Source organism: Paenibacillus sp. FSL R10-2734, from assembly GCF_037963865.1.
In the GTDB taxonomy this organism is placed as follows: Bacteria; Bacillota; Bacilli; order Paenibacillales; family Paenibacillaceae; genus Paenibacillus_AQ.
Genome location: NZ_CP150170.1, coordinates 6,775,434 through 6,793,141, shown reverse-complemented (window position 1 = coordinate 6,793,141; position 17,708 = coordinate 6,775,434). Strand labels below are relative to the sequence as shown.

13 protein-coding genes are annotated in these 17,708 nt (G+C 44.9%); 9 read left to right on the top strand and 4 right to left on the bottom strand.

Going from position 1 to position 17,708, the window contains the following annotated elements; translation table 11 throughout:
• Positions 1-66 precede the first annotated feature (66 nt).
• Positions 67-750 (top strand): metal-dependent hydrolase, encoded by a 684-nt coding sequence (locus tag NSS67_RS29510; protein WP_339317329.1) that lies wholly within the window; start codon positions 67-69, stop codon positions 748-750.
• A 75-nt stretch (positions 751-825) separates the two neighbouring features.
• Here the strand turns inward: NSS67_RS29510 and NSS67_RS29505 are convergent, their stop codons facing one another.
• Complete coding sequence (locus NSS67_RS29505) at positions 826-2,013, bottom strand: glycosyltransferase (RefSeq protein ID WP_339317328.1); 1,188 nt, start codon at positions 2,011-2,013, stop codon at positions 826-828.
• A gap of 154 nt (positions 2,014-2,167) precedes the next feature.
• Here NSS67_RS29505 and NSS67_RS29500 point away from each other — a divergent pair, with 154 nt between their 5' ends.
• The 6 genes from NSS67_RS29500 (at position 2,168) to NSS67_RS29475 (ending at position 12,279) form a co-directional block, all read left to right on the top strand.
• Positions 2,168-2,350 carry a hypothetical protein gene (locus NSS67_RS29500; RefSeq protein ID WP_339317326.1) on the top strand — a complete coding sequence of 61 codons (183 nt, stop codon included), beginning with the start codon at positions 2,168-2,170 and terminating at the stop codon, positions 2,348-2,350.
• Complete coding sequence (locus NSS67_RS29495; RefSeq protein ID WP_339317325.1) at positions 2,280-2,855, top strand: TetR/AcrR family transcriptional regulator; 576 nt, start codon at positions 2,280-2,282, stop codon at positions 2,853-2,855. Before NSS67_RS29500 ends, NSS67_RS29495 begins: the two co-directional genes overlap by 71 nt.
• Positions 2,856-3,059: 204 nt before the next feature.
• Entirely contained in the window at positions 3,060-5,414 is a 2,355-nt protein-coding gene (locus NSS67_RS29490; protein ID WP_339317324.1) for a YhgE/Pip domain-containing protein, read from the top strand.
• A 364-nt stretch (positions 5,415-5,778) separates the two neighbouring features.
• On the top strand, positions 5,779-10,374 hold the full coding sequence (gene gltB / locus NSS67_RS29485; RefSeq protein ID WP_339317322.1) for a glutamate synthase large subunit: 4,596 nt from the start codon (positions 5,779-5,781) through the stop codon (positions 10,372-10,374).
• A gap of 215 nt (positions 10,375-10,589) precedes the next feature.
• Positions 10,590-11,498 (top strand): ABC transporter ATP-binding protein, encoded by a 909-nt coding sequence (locus NSS67_RS29480; RefSeq protein WP_339320741.1) that lies wholly within the window; start codon positions 10,590-10,592, stop codon positions 11,496-11,498.
• Positions 11,491-12,279, top strand: coding sequence for an ABC transporter permease (locus tag NSS67_RS29475; protein WP_339317321.1), 789 nt, complete (start codon positions 11,491-11,493; stop codon positions 12,277-12,279). Before NSS67_RS29480 ends, NSS67_RS29475 begins: the two co-directional genes overlap by 8 nt.
• A gap of 8 nt (positions 12,280-12,287) precedes the next feature.
• Here NSS67_RS29475 and NSS67_RS29470 read toward each other — a convergent pair whose 3' ends face one another.
• Together NSS67_RS29470 and NSS67_RS29465 are read right to left on the bottom strand one after the other, a co-directional pair.
• Positions 12,288-12,737 carry a polymer-forming cytoskeletal protein gene (locus NSS67_RS29470; protein WP_339317320.1) on the bottom strand — a complete coding sequence of 150 codons (450 nt, stop codon included), beginning with the start codon at positions 12,735-12,737 and terminating at the stop codon, positions 12,288-12,290.
• A 34-nt stretch (positions 12,738-12,771) separates the two neighbouring features.
• Positions 12,772-13,890, bottom strand: a complete 1,119-nt coding sequence (locus tag NSS67_RS29465; RefSeq protein ID WP_339317318.1) for a M23 family metallopeptidase — start codon at positions 13,888-13,890, stop codon at positions 12,772-12,774.
• A gap of 209 nt (positions 13,891-14,099) precedes the next feature.
• Between NSS67_RS29465 and cls the strand changes: the two genes are divergently transcribed.
• A complete protein-coding gene (cls, locus tag NSS67_RS29460; RefSeq protein ID WP_339317317.1) occupies positions 14,100-15,530 on the top strand; it encodes a cardiolipin synthase in 1,431 nt (476 codons plus the stop codon).
• 190 nt (positions 15,531-15,720) lie between these two features.
• Positions 15,721-16,611, top strand: coding sequence for a YitT family protein (locus NSS67_RS29455; protein ID WP_339320740.1), 891 nt, complete (start codon positions 15,721-15,723; stop codon positions 16,609-16,611).
• A 203-nt stretch (positions 16,612-16,814) separates the two neighbouring features.
• Here NSS67_RS29455 and ligD read toward each other — a convergent pair whose 3' ends face one another.
• Complete coding sequence (ligD, locus tag NSS67_RS29450) at positions 16,815-17,699, bottom strand: non-homologous end-joining DNA ligase (RefSeq protein WP_339317316.1); 885 nt, start codon at positions 17,697-17,699, stop codon at positions 16,815-16,817.
• Between the last annotated feature and the right edge of the window lie 9 nt (positions 17,700-17,708).

Here is a 17,708-nt window from a genome sequence, read left to right as displayed (position 1 = left end):
ATCTGTGAACCTCAGCTATATATAGGGTAAACTAAACTATATAACCCTGGAGGTGGAACAATCGTCATGAAGATCACTTATTACGGACACTCAGCACTGCTGGTAGAGACAGAGCAAGCGAAAGTTATTATTGACCCTTTTTTGTCAGGGAATCCGAACTCCGGTATTTCACCTGATGATATTACTGTAGATGCTGTACTGCTAACTCACGGTCACTCCGATCATTTTGGTGATGCTGTGCAAATTGCCAAACAGAATGATTGTCCGATCTTTGCTGTTTTTGAGCTTGCAGAATACTGCCGAATAAAGGGTGCCAAGGTTAAACATATGAATATAGGTGGTAGTCATATTTATGATGCCATTACCGTTAAATATACTCAGGCGTTTCATTCCTCATCGATTCAGGAAGGCGACGATTGGATTTATGCTGGGCAGCCCGCTGGGATTTTATTGACGATAGAGGGGAAGACGTTATTCCATGCTGGGGACACCGCACTATTCGGTGATATGCGTCTGATTGGTGAGAGGACTGTGATTGACTTGGCGGCCCTGCCTATAGGCGATATGCTGACCATGGGGCCGGATGATGCGCTTCTTGCTGCACGCTGGCTGCGGGCGGATAAGGTCATCCCCCTTCATTACAATACATTTCCGGATATTGCTCAGGATGCTGTGGAATTCTGTAATCGTCTGCGACAAGAGGGGATAGAGGGATTTCCGCTTAAAGCTGGCGAAAGTATAGAAGTATAAATTAATCATAATCGCATGTTACACACAAAAAAAGCAGGTAACTGGGAATTCCCCGCTACCTGCTTTTCTTTATCATTAAGGTGTAATGCACACAGCTTCTTCACTTCGGGCTTGAGGTCGTGCTCCTCTGATATCAGCTGCTTTGTCTGCGGGATTGCCTAACATCTGCAGAACGGTAGTCGCGCAGCTTTGCGGTTGATGCTTATCTGGAGCAAGACGGCGTTTACGCTGCTCTTCGAGAACAGAATAATCATGGAGCATCATAGAGAACCATTTGTTCACTACTTCACAGTTGAGTACCTCTGCCAATCCTAGCTCTACGAAATATTGACAGTTTTTCTCTTCCTGACCTGGAATAGCTTTATAGAAGAGCATCGGAATTCCCTTAGCCTGACCTTCTGTACAGGTCATACCACCAGGCTTTGTGATTAAAAGGTCGGAAGCATCCATCAATTTATTGATTTCACTGGTGTATCCAAGAATCCTAACGTTAGGATGATTGAGTCTTGGATTGGACTTCATTTTGGCTATCAGCTTCTCGTTGCTGCCCATACAGAAGATGAGCTGAATGTTATCCATTCTGGCTGTGAGTGAATTCATGATCTCTTTTCCGAACATCAGCCCCCAGCCTCCACCCATTATAAGTACTGTAGGGATATCGGCTAGACCTAGTTCCTTACGGAGCAGCGTCTTATTGGATCGTTCCCAGAACTTTGGATGCACAGGGATGCCGGTGACCGTTACGAGCTCAGGAGCAATCCCACGGCCTGTTAAAATAGATTTGACGCGTGGGGTAGATACGAGATATCGGTTGACCTCGGAATTTACCCAGCTACCATGTGCATCATAATCTGTAATTAACGTATACAGCGGGACCTCCAATCCACGTCGCTTTAGTCTGGAAATGACAGCGGCAGGAATAGGGTGCGTGCAAATAATCAAATCAGGCTTTAGCTGCTCAATTACTTGTGAGGCATGTGTATAAAAAATCCGATGAAGTGCCATCTTAGTCAACGGGTTCAATGATTTATGATATTGTGTCTTATACATCATGCCGACCAGCTTAGGCTGGCTGCTAACTGTTTTTCGGTAAGCGGAAAGAATCCATGGGGCGACCATCGGGTTAAGAAATTTACCTAGCTCGATGACTCGGCACTGGACATCCGGATTCAGCAGCTTTATTCCTTCGGCTAGAGCATAGGCTGCTCCTGTGTGGCCCGTACCGAAGCCTTCCGAAAACAGCAGTACTCTTTTCTTTCGCATAAGTTCACCTGCTACTTTCCTTTTCAATAGAAATGCGGAATTTCTTTTAAAATAGATTAGGGAAATTTGTTCTCTACTCACATTATACAAATAAGACGTAAATAGAAAGTTAAAACCCTGCAATAAATTAAAAAATAAAAGATTTTCAAAAGTATTGCAAACTGCAAAGCTACATGTTAAAGTAATAAATGACCAATTGACCGGATTAGTAAAGTGGTCAGAAGTCGGCGGTAACGATATTTTCTGGAGAAAGGAAGTGGGCACAGGTGGCAGTGGTGGATCGAAGACAGCAGGTGCTTCAAGCCGCAGCAAAATCTTTTTCATTATTCGGCTATAAGGCGACTACAATGGATCAGGTTGCTAAGATTGCAAATGTGGGTAAAGGAACCATTTACACCTTTTTTACAAACAAGGAACAATTGTTTGATGAGATCCTGCGCGATATGATGGTAGAAATGAAGATGATTGCTGAGCGCGAGATCAGGCGAGACAGACCGTTCTTTGATAACCTGCATCGTGTGCTGGATGCGCTGCTAGAATTTCGAAGTGAGCAGGAGCTATTCATCAAGCTTTCCCAGGAAAGTCGCGAATTCGGAACGCCGCAGGCAGGAGAAGGGCTCGAGAAGATTGAGAACTTAGTTTTAGAATATTTAGAACGGGAGGTGCAACACGCGCTCCAAAAGGGAGAAATCAAACCTTGCGATCCCAAAATCGTATCCGTAGTCATGTTCAGGTTATATATTGTATTGACTGCTGAACTGAATAAAACACATACTCCCTTGGACAAGGAACAGATCAAGATGTATTTTCATTTGTTTCTCGCCGAAGGATTGGCACAGTAAGCGTTGATTCAGGATAGGGATGGCGTTATCAGATTCGCTTTCCCTTAACAAATTTCAAACTGTTTTAAGTATTGAAGAAGAGCCGTAAGGCGTTTTTTTATCCCCTAAATTGACCGAATGGGGAAAATGGTCACCTAGTGTTACGTAATATTTCGCAAACAAGGCATTTTAAAGAGAGCATACGCTCATAAGGAGAGAACCAGAATGAAATCATTATCCGTATTTACCAAGGATCTTGGCGCAGCCCTGAAAAATCCAAAAGTGCTGATTCCGATGATTGCCATCTTATTTATTCCGGTGATGTATAGCGGATTCTTCCTGAAGGCATTCTGGGATCCGTATGGCAAGATGAATGAATTACCGGTTGCTGTAGTCAACCAAGACGTCGGTGCTAATTATGAAGGAAAACAACTTCAGGTTGGCGATGATATGGTTGAAGAGCTTAAGAAAACCGACGGCTTTCAATGGAACTTTGTTTCACTAGAAGAAGCGGAAGCAGGAATGAAGGACAATACTTACTATATGTCGATTATTGTTCCAGAAGACTTCTCTGCTAAAGCTACAACGCTTCTGGATGATGAACCACAACCGGCAAAAATTATTTATGAGCCAAATGAAGGCTACAACTTCCTGGCCGGTCAAATCGGTGGAACGGCTGTAGCAGAGATTAAATCAAAAATATCTGCTAAGGTAACAGAGGCTTATGTAGATTCTGTATTCAATCAAATTACTGAAGTATCTGATGGACTCGGTGAAGCGGGAGATGGAGCTAACAAAATCGCTGATGGTGCAGGAAAGCTGGATGAAGGCGCTCTGAAACTGAAAGAGAATCTTCTAGTACTGACTGAAGGTACGGGCAAGCTTCAAAATGGTTTAGAACCACTTACCAAAGGTGTAACTGATTTGAATGCAGGTGCTACGGCATTGGAATCTGGTACTAGTACTTTGGCAGGCGGTTTGCAGCAATTGTCGGCCGCTCATACACAGCTTCAAGATGGCGTTGCACAAAGTGCTGCCGGCAGTAAACAGCTTAGTGCTGGTTTGCAGCAAGCTGTAACAGGTGCTACACAGCTTCAAGCAGGAACAAAGTCTGCTGTGGATGGTACTACTAAACTACAAGCAGGAACACAATCTTTAGTTGACGGCAGTGCGAAGCTGGAAGCAGGGTTAACCTCTTCCGTTGAAGGTAGCGCGAAGCTAGAAGCAGGCTTGCAGGCTTCCGCAGAAGGTAGCACTAAGGTTAATGAGGGTGCTAAAGCGGTAGCTCAAGGTTTGCAGCAATTGGCGCAGGCTAGTCCTGAGCTGGCACAAAATCCAGCCGTACAGAAGCTCCTAGCAGCTAGTGCAGCTGTTGCACAAGGTAGCGAACAGCTACAACAAAGCCAGCAGCAGTTAGCACAAGGAGCAAGCGCACTTCACAGTGGGCAGGAGCAATTGGCACAGGGTGCTACTCAATTGCATACTGGTTCGCAGCAGGTGGATGCAGGTGTAACTCAATTACATGAGGGAGCACAGCAGTTAAATGCTGGTAGTACTCAGCTCTTGGCAGGACAACAAAAATTAGCACAAGGTGCGTCAGCACTTGTAGCTGGTGGCGATAAGCTACAAGCAGGTATGAAACAGTTCGGTGCAAAGCTTAATGAAGCAGCAACTGGAGGCAACAAGCTGGCTGAGGGTGGTAAAGCACTCGGAAATGGTACATCTAAGTTACTCAGTGGTGTTGGTGAACTAGGTAGCGGTATTGGTGCTGTAGCTGACGGTTCTAAACAATTGGCTGATGGTGCAGGTGAGTTGAAGAATGGGATGGGTGATCTGAAGTCTGGATCAACAGAACTCGCAACTAAGCTTGGTGAAGCTGCTGAACAAACAGGCAGTGTGAACAAGTCAGATAAAATGATGGAAATGTTCGCACAGCCGGTTGTGGTTGAGGATAAAGTTGTTAATCATGTACCGAACTATGGCACAGGGTTTGCTCCTTACTTCTTATCCCTTGGATTATTCGTAGGTGCTCTTATTTCTACGATTGTTATTCCAATGCGTGAATCAGCTGTAATTGGCGCTAGTCGTCTGAATCGTTTTATCAGCCGTACACTTACTTTCTCAATCATGAGCTTTATCCAGTCTATGCTGGCTGCTTTGGTTGTATTGTACGGACTTGGACTAGAAGTACAAAGTGTACCGCTGTTCTTCCTATTTACATTCTTGACTAGTCTAGTTTACACATGGGTAGTACAATCCATTGTAACTTGGTTAGATCAACCGGGACGTTTCGTTGTTATCGTTATTCTTATTTTCCAATTAACAACTAGTGCAGGAACTTTCCCACTTGAATTGATCCCGAACTGGATGAAATTCTTTAACCCACTGCTTCCAATGACTTATACAGTTAGCGGTCTTAAAGCAGTAATTTCTACAGGGGACTTCAGTGCAATGTGGAGTGACGTAGGTGTGCTAGCAATCTTTGGACTTGGATTCCTTGCTCTTACATTCGTTTACTTCATGACCCGCAGTCGGGACAATGAAGCTGGAATGAAAAGTGAACAAGCAATGACTGTATAATTTGAAAAAAAAGTATAAAAAGCGTCTCCTCCGGGAGACGCTTTTTTTGAGTTCAAATTATTAAAAGCCTTTTTCTTGCAAACATTCATGGGGGATGAAAAATCTTGAAACGCTTTCAACGCATAAGATCTTATGCGTTATTTATGCATAATTATGCAATGAGTAGTTTTTTTAAACTTTTGCCCACTAAAGCTGTGTCGCAAAAACAATTGTTAATCAGCATCATAAAAAAGTTTAAATTGCGCTGTGTTCACCTCGGTGATAAAATAATAGCACTAATCTGGCTTTGAATAATTATTAAAATTTTAACCTGAAAAATTTTCCTGAGATTACGCCATACTTTATAATAGAAAGGTTGCGTTCGATGAGACACACTGAACTGCCCGGAAAACAGGGCCTGTATGATCCCCAGTTCGAAAAAGATGCTTGCGGCATGGGATTTGTAGCCCATATTAAAGGCAAACCGTCCCATGATATTGTTAGTAACGCTTTGACAATGCTCTTCAACATGGAGCATCGGGGAGGACAAGGTAGCGAACCCAACTCTGGTGACGGAGCAGGTATCATGCTTCAAATTCCGCACCGTTTCTTTGCAAGTGAAGCCCAAAAGCTAGGCTTTGCATTGCCTGAACAAGGCCATTATGGCGTAGGTATGATCTTTTTATCTAATAACGAGAAGGTTCGGGCTCAACATGAAGCTCTCTTAAGCACAATAATTGCTGAAGAAGGCCAGGAAGTACTCGGCTATCGTGATGTACCTACCTATGATGAGATGCTTGGCAAGACAGCGAAAGCTGCTAAGCCATTTGTGCGTCAAGTGTTTATCGGTCGCTCGGCCTCAGTTACGAACGAATTGTCTTTTGAGCGTAAGCTTTATGTCATCCGCAAACGTGCAGAGCTTGCGATTCGCTACGGTGGTGTAGAAGAGGCTGAATCCTTCTATATCCCAAGCTTGTCATGTCGTAAGATCGTATACAAAGGCATGCTGACTACAGAACAAGTCGGACAATTCTACCTGGATTTACAGAACGAAGAGCTGGAATCAGCGATCGCGTTAGTTCACTCCCGTTTCAGTACGAATACCTTCCCAAGCTGGGAACGTGCGCATCCATACCGCTTTATGATCCATAACGGTGAGATTAATACCTTGCGTGGTAATGTGAACTGGATGCATGCTCGCCAGTCGCTGTTCAAGAGTGAAGTGTTCGGCGAAGATCTGAGCAAGATCAAACCTGTTATTAACCCGGATGGATCGGACACTGCAATGTTCGATAATACCTTTGAATTTCTATACTTGAGCGGACGCTCCTTGCCACAGGTAGCTATGATGATGGTTCCTGAGCCATGGAGCAACCATGACAGCATGGATGCTGACAAGAAAGCTTTTTATGAGTACCACAGTACTTTGATGGAGCCATGGGACGGGCCTGCTGCAATGGGCTTTACGGATGGCGTGCAAATCGGCGCTATTCTGGATCGGAACGGCTTGCGTCCTGCTCGTTATTATGTAACGAAGGACGACATGATTATTCTATCCTCCGAAGCGGGTGTACTGGATATTCCGGCAGAGGACATCTTATACAAAGACCGTCTGAAGCCAGGACGCATGCTGCTCGTGGATACGAAGGAAGGCCGCATTATCTCCGATGAGGAAGTCAAATCAGCGATCGCCTCCGAGAAGCCTTACCGCCAGTGGCTGGATGAGCATTTGATCAGTCTCGAGGAGCTTCCAGATGCGCCTGAGCTGCCAAATCCTAAGCATGACAATGTACAGCAGCTACAGCAAGCATTCGGTTATACTTTTGAAGACTTGCGCAAGGTGCTTGAGCCAATGGCATCTACTGGTGCTGAAGCTATCGGTTCCATGGGTTATGATGCTCCGCTCGCTGTGCTTTCGGACCGTCCGCAGCGCCTATATAACTATTTCAAACAAATGTTTGCTCAAGTAACGAATCCACCAATCGACGCTATTCGTGAAGAGTTAGTTACCTCCACTACGACTACGATTGGACCAGAGCGTAACTTGCTTAAACCAGAACCAGAAAGCTGTCGCCAAATCTCGCTACACACACCGATTCTATCGAATGAAGATTTTGCTAAGCTTCGTCATGTTCGTCGTGCGGGCTTCAAGTCGATGTCTATTCCAATTCTTTTCCCAGCTGAGCTTGGGGCAGAAGGAATGCGTATTGCGCTTGAGCGTATGAATGAGGCTGCTGATCGCGTTATGGCTAAAGGTCATAACATTCTGATTCTGACGGACCGCGGAGTGGACAGTGAGAATGCTGCGATTCCTGCTTTACTTGCGGTATCAAGTTTGCATCACCATCTGATCCGTCAAGGAACACGGACAAAAGTTAGTATTTTGCTAGAATCCGGTGAACCTCGTGAAGTCCATCATTATGCGCTTCTGCTCGGTTATGGTGTAAGTGCAGTAAATCCGTATCTGGCATTTGAAAGCTTGGATGATATGATCGGCCAAGGCTTACTGCGGGGAATCTCGCATGAGAAGGCTGTGAAGAACTATATTAAAGCTGCGACTAAGAGCGTAGTTAAGATTCTTTCCAAAATGGGAATTTCGACGATTCAATCCTACCGGGGGGCGCAGATTTTTGAAGCTGTGGGTCTGAACTCGGAATTCGTGGATCGTTACTTTACTTGGACACCTTCCCGCATTGGCGGTATTGGTCTTGAGGAAGTAGCAACCGAGGCACTTATCCATCATAACCGTGCTTTCACGGAAAAAGACGGAAATGATAAGGTGCTTGATTCCGGTGGTGATTATCAATGGCGAAATGATGGGGAAGAGCATTTGTTCAACCCACAAACCATTCATCTGCTTCAGCACTCCGTGCGCAGTGGAGATTACAAGATGTACAAGAAATATGCTGCACTTGTGCAAGGTGAAAGTGAGAAGCATCTGACGATTCGTTCCTTATTGCAGTTCAAGTCAGCTTATGAACCGGTTCCATTGGAAGAAGTAGAGCCAGTAGAGTCCATTATGAAACGGTTTAAGACGGGTGCAATGTCCTTTGGTTCCATTAGTAAGGAAGCACATGAGACACTTGCCATTGCGATGAACCGAATCGGTGGTAAGAGTAATACCGGTGAGGGCGGAGAAGATCCAGCTCGCTATATCCCGGATAGTAATGGTGATTCCCGTCGCAGTGCGATTAAACAGGTAGCCTCCGGACGTTTTGGAGTTACCTCGAACTATCTTGTTAACGCTGATGAGATTCAGATTAAGATGGCTCAAGGTGCTAAGCCAGGGGAAGGCGGACAGCTTCCAGGACGTAAAGTTTATCCTTGGGTGGCTGAAGTGCGTGGCTCAACGGCTGGTGTGGGCTTGATCTCACCTCCGCCGCATCATGATATTTATTCTATCGAGGATTTGGCAGAGCTGATCTACGATCTGAAGAATGCAAATCCACGTGCAAACATTAATGTTAAGCTCGTATCTGAAGTTGGAGTAGGTACGATTGCTGCTGGCGTAGCCAAAGGGCGCGCTGATATTATCCTGGTAAGTGGCTATGACGGGGGTACAGGTGCATCACCGATGAACTCCATCCGTCATGCAGGTCTTCCATGGGAGCTTGGCTTGGCCGAAACGCATCAGACGTTGATGCTGAACAATCTGCGTGATCGTGTTGTTCTGGAAACAGATGGAAAAATGCTTAGTGGCCGCGATTTAGCTGTAGCTGTATTACTGGGAGCTGAAGAGTATGGCTTCGCCACAGCCCCGCTAGTAGCTGTAGGTTGTATCATGATGCGTGTCTGCCAAATGGATACTTGTCCGGTTGGTGTAGCGACACAGAATCCAGATCTTCGTAAGAACTTTACGGGTGATCCGCAGCATGTAGTTAACTTTATGACCTTCGTGGCGCAGGATTTACGCGAAATTATGGCGAGTCTTGGCTTCCGCACGATTGAAGAGATGGTAGGTCGTACAGATTGTCTAGACGCAGCTCAAGCTTCGCAGCATTGGAAGAAGAAGGGTGTAGATTTGAGCAGTCTGCTGCATACACCGGAAATGCCAGAAGGAAGCACACGCTTCTGCAGTAAACGTCAGAATCATGGTCTGGAAGAGACGCTTGATGTCTCCAAACTGCTGGATCTGGCTGCACCTGCACTGGAGTCTGGTACGGCTGTAGAAGCATCGCTACCTATTACGAACGTTAATCGTGCCGTTGGAACTATTCTTGGTAGCGAGCTGACACGTAAATATGGGGCAGCCGGTTTGCCTGATGATACGATTCGTCTTCATTTCACCGGTTCTGCTGGTCAAAGCTTGGGTGCATTCGTGCCTAAGGGGATCACGCTTACGGTGGAAGGCGACTCCAATGACTACGTTGGTAAAGGACTGTCGGGTGGTAAGATTATTATCAAGCCTTCTCCGAAAGCTACCTTTGCTGCTGAGGATAACATCATTATCGGAAATACTGCATTCTACGGAGCGACAGGTGGAGAAGCTTACATCAACGGTATCGCTGGTGAACGCTTTGCCGTTCGTAACTCTGGAGCGAAGGTTGTTGTAGAAGGCGTGGGCGACCACGGTTGTGAATACATGACTGGAGGCCGTGTGGTTGTTCTTGGTGAAACAGGCCGTAACTTTGCGGCGGGGATGTCTGGCGGTATCGCTTATGTCTACGACCCAGATAGATCCTTCATCGGCCGTTGCAATCTTGAAATGGTACTGCTCGAGAGAGTGGAAGAGCTTGAAGAAATCGAAGAGCTGCGCGAACTGATTAGCCGTCATGTAGAGCTTACTGGTAGTGCGGCCGGAGCGCGGGTACTGGATCAGTGGGCAGATAGCTTGCCGAAGTTTGTTCGTGTCATTCCGAAGGATTACAAACGGATGATGGAGCAGATTCGCAAAGTAGAACAAACCGGGTTGACCGGAGAGGCTGCGTTGATGGCTGCATTTGAAGCGAATATGCGCGAGCTTTCACGTGTAGGTGGCTAAATAGCTGCAGCAGAAATAACAGAACATTGAATGAAATGATATGGGGACTTGGACCCTTCCGTTTGCGGGAGGCCAGGTCCTTTTTATTCCCATACAATCGGAACTTCGGTCTAAAGGAGGTTAAACTGTTTCTTTTTTGTAATTTTCTGAAAAAAGCTGTATGGTAAACTTGATTGTAAATGAAAGGAAGTGATACTGTGTCAAATACAGAAATAATGTCGGAGCCTGTTGCCCGCCTGCAGGGTGTTACCAAGAAAATAGGCTCTAAGACGATAGTAAGCAATTTAACGTTGGACATTCCACCAGGTCAAATATTCGGTTTTCTGGGACCAAATGGAGCCGGGAAGACGACTACAATACGGATGATGGTAGGATTAATCTCTATGAGCAGTGGGGATGTCCTGATTAGTGGCCATAGTATTAAAAAGAATTATAAAGAGGCTATCACGAATGTTGGGGCTATTGTAGAAAATCCTGAAATGTACAAGTTCCTGTCCGGGTATCAGAATCTAAAACATTTTGCACGGATGGTCTCCGGGGTTGATAAAAAGCGGATTGATGAGGTTGTGCATTTGGTTGGACTTGGCCAAAGAATTCACGATAAAGTGAAAACTTATTCGCTAGGTATGCGTCAGAGACTCGGAGTGGCTCAGGCGCTTCTAAACCGACCGAAGCTGCTGATTCTAGATGAGCCAACCAATGGGCTTGATCCACAAGGCATACGTGAGCTTCGTGACTATTTACGCCGTCTATGTCATGAAGAAGGAACAACTGTATTTGTCTCCAGCCATTTACTTTCCGAGATGGAGCTTATGTGTGACAGTGTAGCTATTATTCAGAATGGGCAACTGCTCGAGGTAAAACAGTTAAAAGATGTAGGCAATACTGCAATGCCAATCGGAGAAACCTTGTTTGAGGTTGACGATGCTGAAGCTGCACTTACTCTTATTGGACTTGGAGCAGTAAAGAGTGGGGGATTTGTAGTTGAGGCGGAGCGTGAGATGATTGCTGAGATTAATGCCAGACTAGTGGCAGGTGGGATTAAGGTGTACAGTATCAAAGCGATTGCCCGTACGCTAGAGGATCAATTCTTAGAGGTTACAGGAGGTGAAGGAATTGAGTAATTTTACAGCTCTCATACATAATGAGAACATCAAAATATATAGCCGTGTCCGCACATGGATTATGCTGATTATTCTCGCAGTATTTAGTGCGTTTCTTCCTGCTATGATGTATTACACAACGAGTAACGCTTCATCGCGATTAGGAACTTGGGACAGTTTCCAAATGGTAGTGAGTATTGTGTTCTTTCTGAATACGATCTTCATTGTTGTTGTGGCTGCTGACTCCGTAGCGGGCGAATTCACTTGGGGAACCATTAAAATGCTACTGATTCGCCCGTGGAGTCGTTCCCAGATCTTGCTCTCAAAATATATTAGCATTGTTATATTTAGCTTTCTTTGTACTGCAGTATTGATTGTTTTTGGTTTAGCTTCATCGTTGATTTTTGCCTCTCCAACTGGAAATATGCCGTCTTCGATTGCGGCTTGGAGTCCTGCTGAATATTCCTTTATGGATATCCTATGCCGATACATCACTCTTTTCTTGACGGTTACGCTTGCTTTCATGATATCTACCGTATTCCGCGCAAGTGGACTAGCTATTGGTTTATCCATGTTTATCATGTTTGCTCAAAGTATTTTCGCTGCTTTGCTTAATCCAGATGTATTCGAATGGGCCAACTATTTGATTTTCACACATATGGATCTAAGGGGCTACCTAGGGTCTGATATTGGCCCAGGTGGTGCGACTCTAGGTTTCTCCATTGCTGTGCTAGCGGCGTACTATGTCTTATTCTTAGCTGTTTCCTGGATTGTTTTCCGTAAAAGGGATGTTGCTGGCTAAGAATGGCTTTAACCTGCTTCAAGTGTGCCTTTTGCTTTGGAGGAGCGTTTAGCTGCCTTGTCCTTTTTCATAGTGCTTTTGAGCTCACCTGCTTTTTCAGAGGTGGGCTGTTCTTGCATGGCAATGGATCCATTTAGCAAGCCGCCTTCCATGATACTGAGGGTTCCTGCCGAAATATTACCGTGTATCTCACCAGTGCCAGTCATAATAAGTCTGCGATCAGCGGTAACATCACCATATACTTTGCCGGCGATAACAATTTCTTCTGCTCTAATACTGGAACGCACCGTGCCTTCCTCACCTACAGTGACTACACCACTGCATATAATTTCACCGCTAAATGTACCTTCGATTCGTAGGTTCGTATCGCAATGAACCTTACCCTCCAGAGTCCCACCGTGCCCGATTAGAGAGTCAGTGGACTTGAAGGGGACACGTTGCTGCCGTTTGTTCCACATATAATTATTCCTCCATTCTAAAATTAACTTTCCATTAAGGTTTGACATAATTTAATGGATTAACAGTTTTATTCTGCTTCACTACCTGAAAATGAAGATGAGGTCCTGTGCTTCGGCCGGTATTTCCAAGTAAGCCAATTTTCTGCCCTTTGCTAACCTTGTCACCTGCGGATACAATCATTCCGTTCAGATGCATATACCAAGTTTCAAGCCCGTTCGAATGCTTAATCACGATATACTTGCCTCGCGCGCCCATTTGCTCTGCGGTAACGACTTCTCCATCCAAGGCGGCATATACAGGATCACCTGAGTTCCCCGCAATATCGACACCGGAATGGAACGCAGATGAGCCCTTGAATGGATCTGATCGGTAGCCAAAGCTTGAGGAGATGACTCTGGATTCAGTAGGCCAGAGAGCTACTGCATTAAGTCTAGCTTTTTCAGCCTTAATCTTTTTTGCCTCTAAATTTGCTTGGACGTTATTCACATGCTCTGCTTGAGTGATCGTCTGAGAAATACTTTTCACCATCTCATCGAGTATTCCATGGATCTCTTCGAAGTCATCTTTTGTTTCCTCCACCAGATTTAGCGAGTCGTTTTGATAAGCCGCGATATACTCCCCGCCAACCTGTGTTGTGATTGTACTAGTAAAGGATGTCTCATTAGGTATTGGCACAGCGTTACGGCTTGATAAGCCTAATGTTGAATTTGAAGTGGTTGATTCAGTTTTTGATTCTTTTGTTTCTGCGGCGGAGCCTTTGCTTTTGTTAATCAATGACTGCAGCTCCTGTTCCAGCGCGTTTACACTCTTCAGCTTGTCTTTAATACTATCTGCCTCTTCTGATAGCTCGCTGACTTGATGTTGAAGCTGCAATAGGTCCTTATCCTTGTCGGCGACCTTCATTTCCATGCGGAGATTGGTTAGTGATAGTGCGGCTGCCTCAGCTTCCAGCTGTGAGATCGATTGCGAGGCATGGAAATGCATAGAGGTGACCAGACTGGAGAGGGACAGGGCTGCTGCTGCCGGCAGGGCGAACGCAAGTGGCTTGGATATCTGGAACTGTTTGACTGGGCGTCCGGCATCCCTTACGACGAGCAGCGTAATCCGGTTATGATCTGGCTGACTCTTCATGGCTTCTCCTTTCTGCGGCATATGGCAGCCGCCTTGCAATACCCGAAGTTAACGACCTTACTTCTATTAGGCTCATCCCGAATTGTCCTACTACTCTATGTATTCCATATCTTTCGGGAACATGACAACGGTTTGTTTGAATAAAGAAAGAGAGTTACGGCAAAACCTGTACTAGAGTCGTCGCAACGAGTGTCTATTGCAACTGTTTTATTAATGGAGGGGGTAGTGAATTGAAGATCTTTGCAATTTTTCTAAGTCTTTTTATCATACAGATCGCAGTAATTGTATTTATGGAGTTCCGTCGCCCGCAAAGGGCTATGGCGTGGTTGTTCATTTCATTCTGTTGTCCACCGCTTGGTCTGGCATTCTATTATTTTCTGGGCAGTGATTATAGACAACATCGAAAATTAAACAAAAGATGTACTTCACTCTTCCGTGAGATTCGTTCATACGTCTCTGGTAAAATTAAGGTGGTAAAGCATGTTACTGAGAGTGGAAATACTCAGTTTGAGAATAATAAAGGTCTATTAGATTTACTCTCGAAGATCGCAGAAGGACCGATTACTGGTCATAACAAGAGCAGGGTATTATCAACTGCCAGAGAAGCGTATGATGCTATGCTGGAAGCTATGGAGCTAGCGAAAGAACATATACACATAGAGTTTTATATTTATCGTGATGATGAGATTGGTGAGCAATTTCAGGATGTTATGATTCGGAAGGCGCGTCAGGGCGTTAAGGTGCGCTTGCTTTGTGATGGTCTAGGCAGTCATCACTTAAGCAGAAGATTCATTCGTACCTTGAGGAATGCGGGGGTAGAGTTCCACTTTTTTTTACCTCCGATTAGTTCTCTATTGGAACGCCGTTTTAATTTTCGTAATCATCGGAAGATCCTGGTGGTGGATGGATTGGTTGGCTTTACGGGTGGAATGAACATAGGGGATGATTATTTGGGAAAAGACCTCAAAATGGGCTACTGGCGTGATACCCATCTGCGTCTTGAAGGAGACTCAGTATATTATATTCAATATGTCTTCTTAAAGGATTGGAGACTGGCCTCTGGCGAAAGTATGAGCCATCCTCGTCTGTTCCCAAAGCATACTTGTGAGGAGCAAGAAGCTGTGCAAATTGTTGGGAGTGGGCCGGATGCTGCAATAGACGCCTCTCAGGAAATGTATTTTGCCGCATTGTGCGCAGCTAAACATCGGATTTGGATTACCTCCCCATATTTTATCCCTGATCCCGCCATCTGCCGGGCTTTGAAGAGCGCAGTACTTCGTGGAGTGGATGTAAGAATTATCATTCCAGCGAAGCCTGATAATATGCTTGTCTATCATGCTTCTTTGTCTTATCTAGAAAATTTACAAGATGCAGGAGTGAAATTCTACCGTTATACCAAAGGATTTATGCATGCCAAAATCATGATTGTTGATGATTTACTGGCTACGGTGGGAAGTGCGAATCTGGATATGCGCAGCTTCTACTCTAACTTTGAATTAACTGCTGTGCTGCTACATCCTGCTGCTATATCTCCACTAGTCACAGGGTTTGAGAAGGATCAAAAGCACAGTGAATTTATTGATCCTGTAAAATTTAAGCAGAGAGGGCGAATTGTCAAACTCGGTGAAGGGCTGTGTCAGTTGTTATCTCCGCTATTATGACCGGAAAGAGGACTAAATCTGAACTTTTCGAAGGATATATCGTGTTCCATTCATTATTAGGGCTTAATTTTGTGATATAATAATTGTATAAGAAGAAATGTAAGAAAGTATAGATTATAATTATACTTCCGAATGTTTCAAAACTATACTGTTAAATTGTAGGGGGAGTTCTATGAATGTGAGTCCACAAATGATTGTCAATGAGGAACAGAAGAAACTGCAAAAGACCGGAACTCATAAAACGGCTAAGTTCGTACAGCGAATGGTCATGTTATCCATAGGGGCAGCAATGATGGCCGTTGCACTAGAAATATTCCTCGTACCGAATTCAATGATTGATGGTGGGATTACCGGTATCTCCATTATTTTGTCATATCTGTTCGACATTCCTCTGGGGATTTTGTTGACGCTGTTAAATCTTCCGTTCCTGTTAATTGGTTATAAGCAAATCGGTAAGACCTTTGCCTTATCTACCTTATATGCAATCGTACTTATGTCTATTGGTACTACATTGTTGCATCATGTGAATGCCTTTACAGTTGAGCCCATGCTTGCTGCCGTTTTTGGTGGTATCATTCTTGGTGTAGGTGTTGGGTTAGTTGTACGTTTTGGTGGATCTCTAGATGGTACAGAAATTGTCGCTATTCTAGTAGCTAAGAAACTTCCCTTCTCTGTAGGTGAAGTTGTTATGTTCTTCAATCTGTTCATCTTATCCGGAGCTGGATTTGTGTACGGTTGGAATAATGCGATGTTCTCACTAATTGCTTATTACATTGCATTCAAGGTGATTGACATTACTCTTGAGGGTTTAGATCAATCGAAATCAGTATGGATTATTAGTGATAAATTCCGTGATATCGGTGAAGCCCTGACGGAGCGTCTTGGACGCGGTGTTACTTATTTAGATGGAGAAGGTGGGTTTTCCGGGGAGAATAAGAAAGTTATCTTCGTGGTTATCACCCGTTTGGAAGAAGCCAAGCTTAAATCCATTGTCGAGGATTGGGATTCTGGTGCCTTCATCGCAATAGGTAACATTCATGATGTTAAAGGTGGCCGTTTCAAGAAGAAAGCCATTCATTAGTTTAAATTATAAGGAAGTATAACTGAAAGAAGGTATTTTTACGAATAATGGAGCAATAAATACGGTGAACAAGGTTCGATGTGCCGTATTCTTATATCACATACCTTCTGTCCTTGAGTGGGACGCCTGATAAGCCCGTAGCATGATGTGATGCTGCGGGCTTATTGCTGTTTTAAGACCTTATTACTCGTGACGGTCCACCCCTATGGTAGCTTAGCGATGAGCTGTTCGACGGGCTGCGGAGGCACTTTTTCCAGAAGGTCTCCCATGCGTTGCAGGCGTTCCTCGATATTGAGTAGATGAAAATTAGAGGGAGATACATTTTGCCGGACCTCATCCCAGAGCATAGGTGTGGATACTGTAGCGAACGGACGAGCACGTGGTGTATAAGGTGCAGCCAATGTTTTGCCGCTGTAATGCTGAAGGTAGTCAAAATAGATCTTATCTCCGCGATTCTTCTTCAGACGTTCCAAGGTGAACAAATCGGGATGCTTCTCTGTGACATAACGGCCGACAAAGTGCCCGATTTTTCGCAATCCGTCAAAAGTAACGCCAGTATCAATTGGAACGATGATCTGCACCCCGGTAGCACCGGAGGTTTTGGGTACAGACGATAATCCGAGGGAGGTTAAGACCGTTCCCACGATCTCAGTTGCTTCCATGATACGTGGTTCAACCTCACGTGATGGATCGAGATCAATCATCCATTCACAGGGAAGTGAACTACCTACATAATGCAAGGAAGGGTGAAATTCTAAGGCGGCGAGATTACCCAGCCAGATTAGTTCTGGTAAGCCTTGCAGCATGATGTAGTTAATATTCTCGTGTACTGCAGTTTGGACAAAGGCAGGAAGGGGATCTGGCGCATTTTTCTGATAAAAGGACAAGCCAGAGATTCCGTGCGGATAACGGATGACCGTAAGCAGGCGATCTCGACAATAACGCAGCAGATAGGGAGAGAGGGCGGCGAGCTTTTCCAAATAAATTCGCTTGGTAATGCCACATTCAGGCCATAGCAGCTTCTCTGGATTGGTGATGATGATCTCTTGGCCTTCTACAGTAATTGTGCCCTTGATGGCTGCTGGCATCGGAAAACT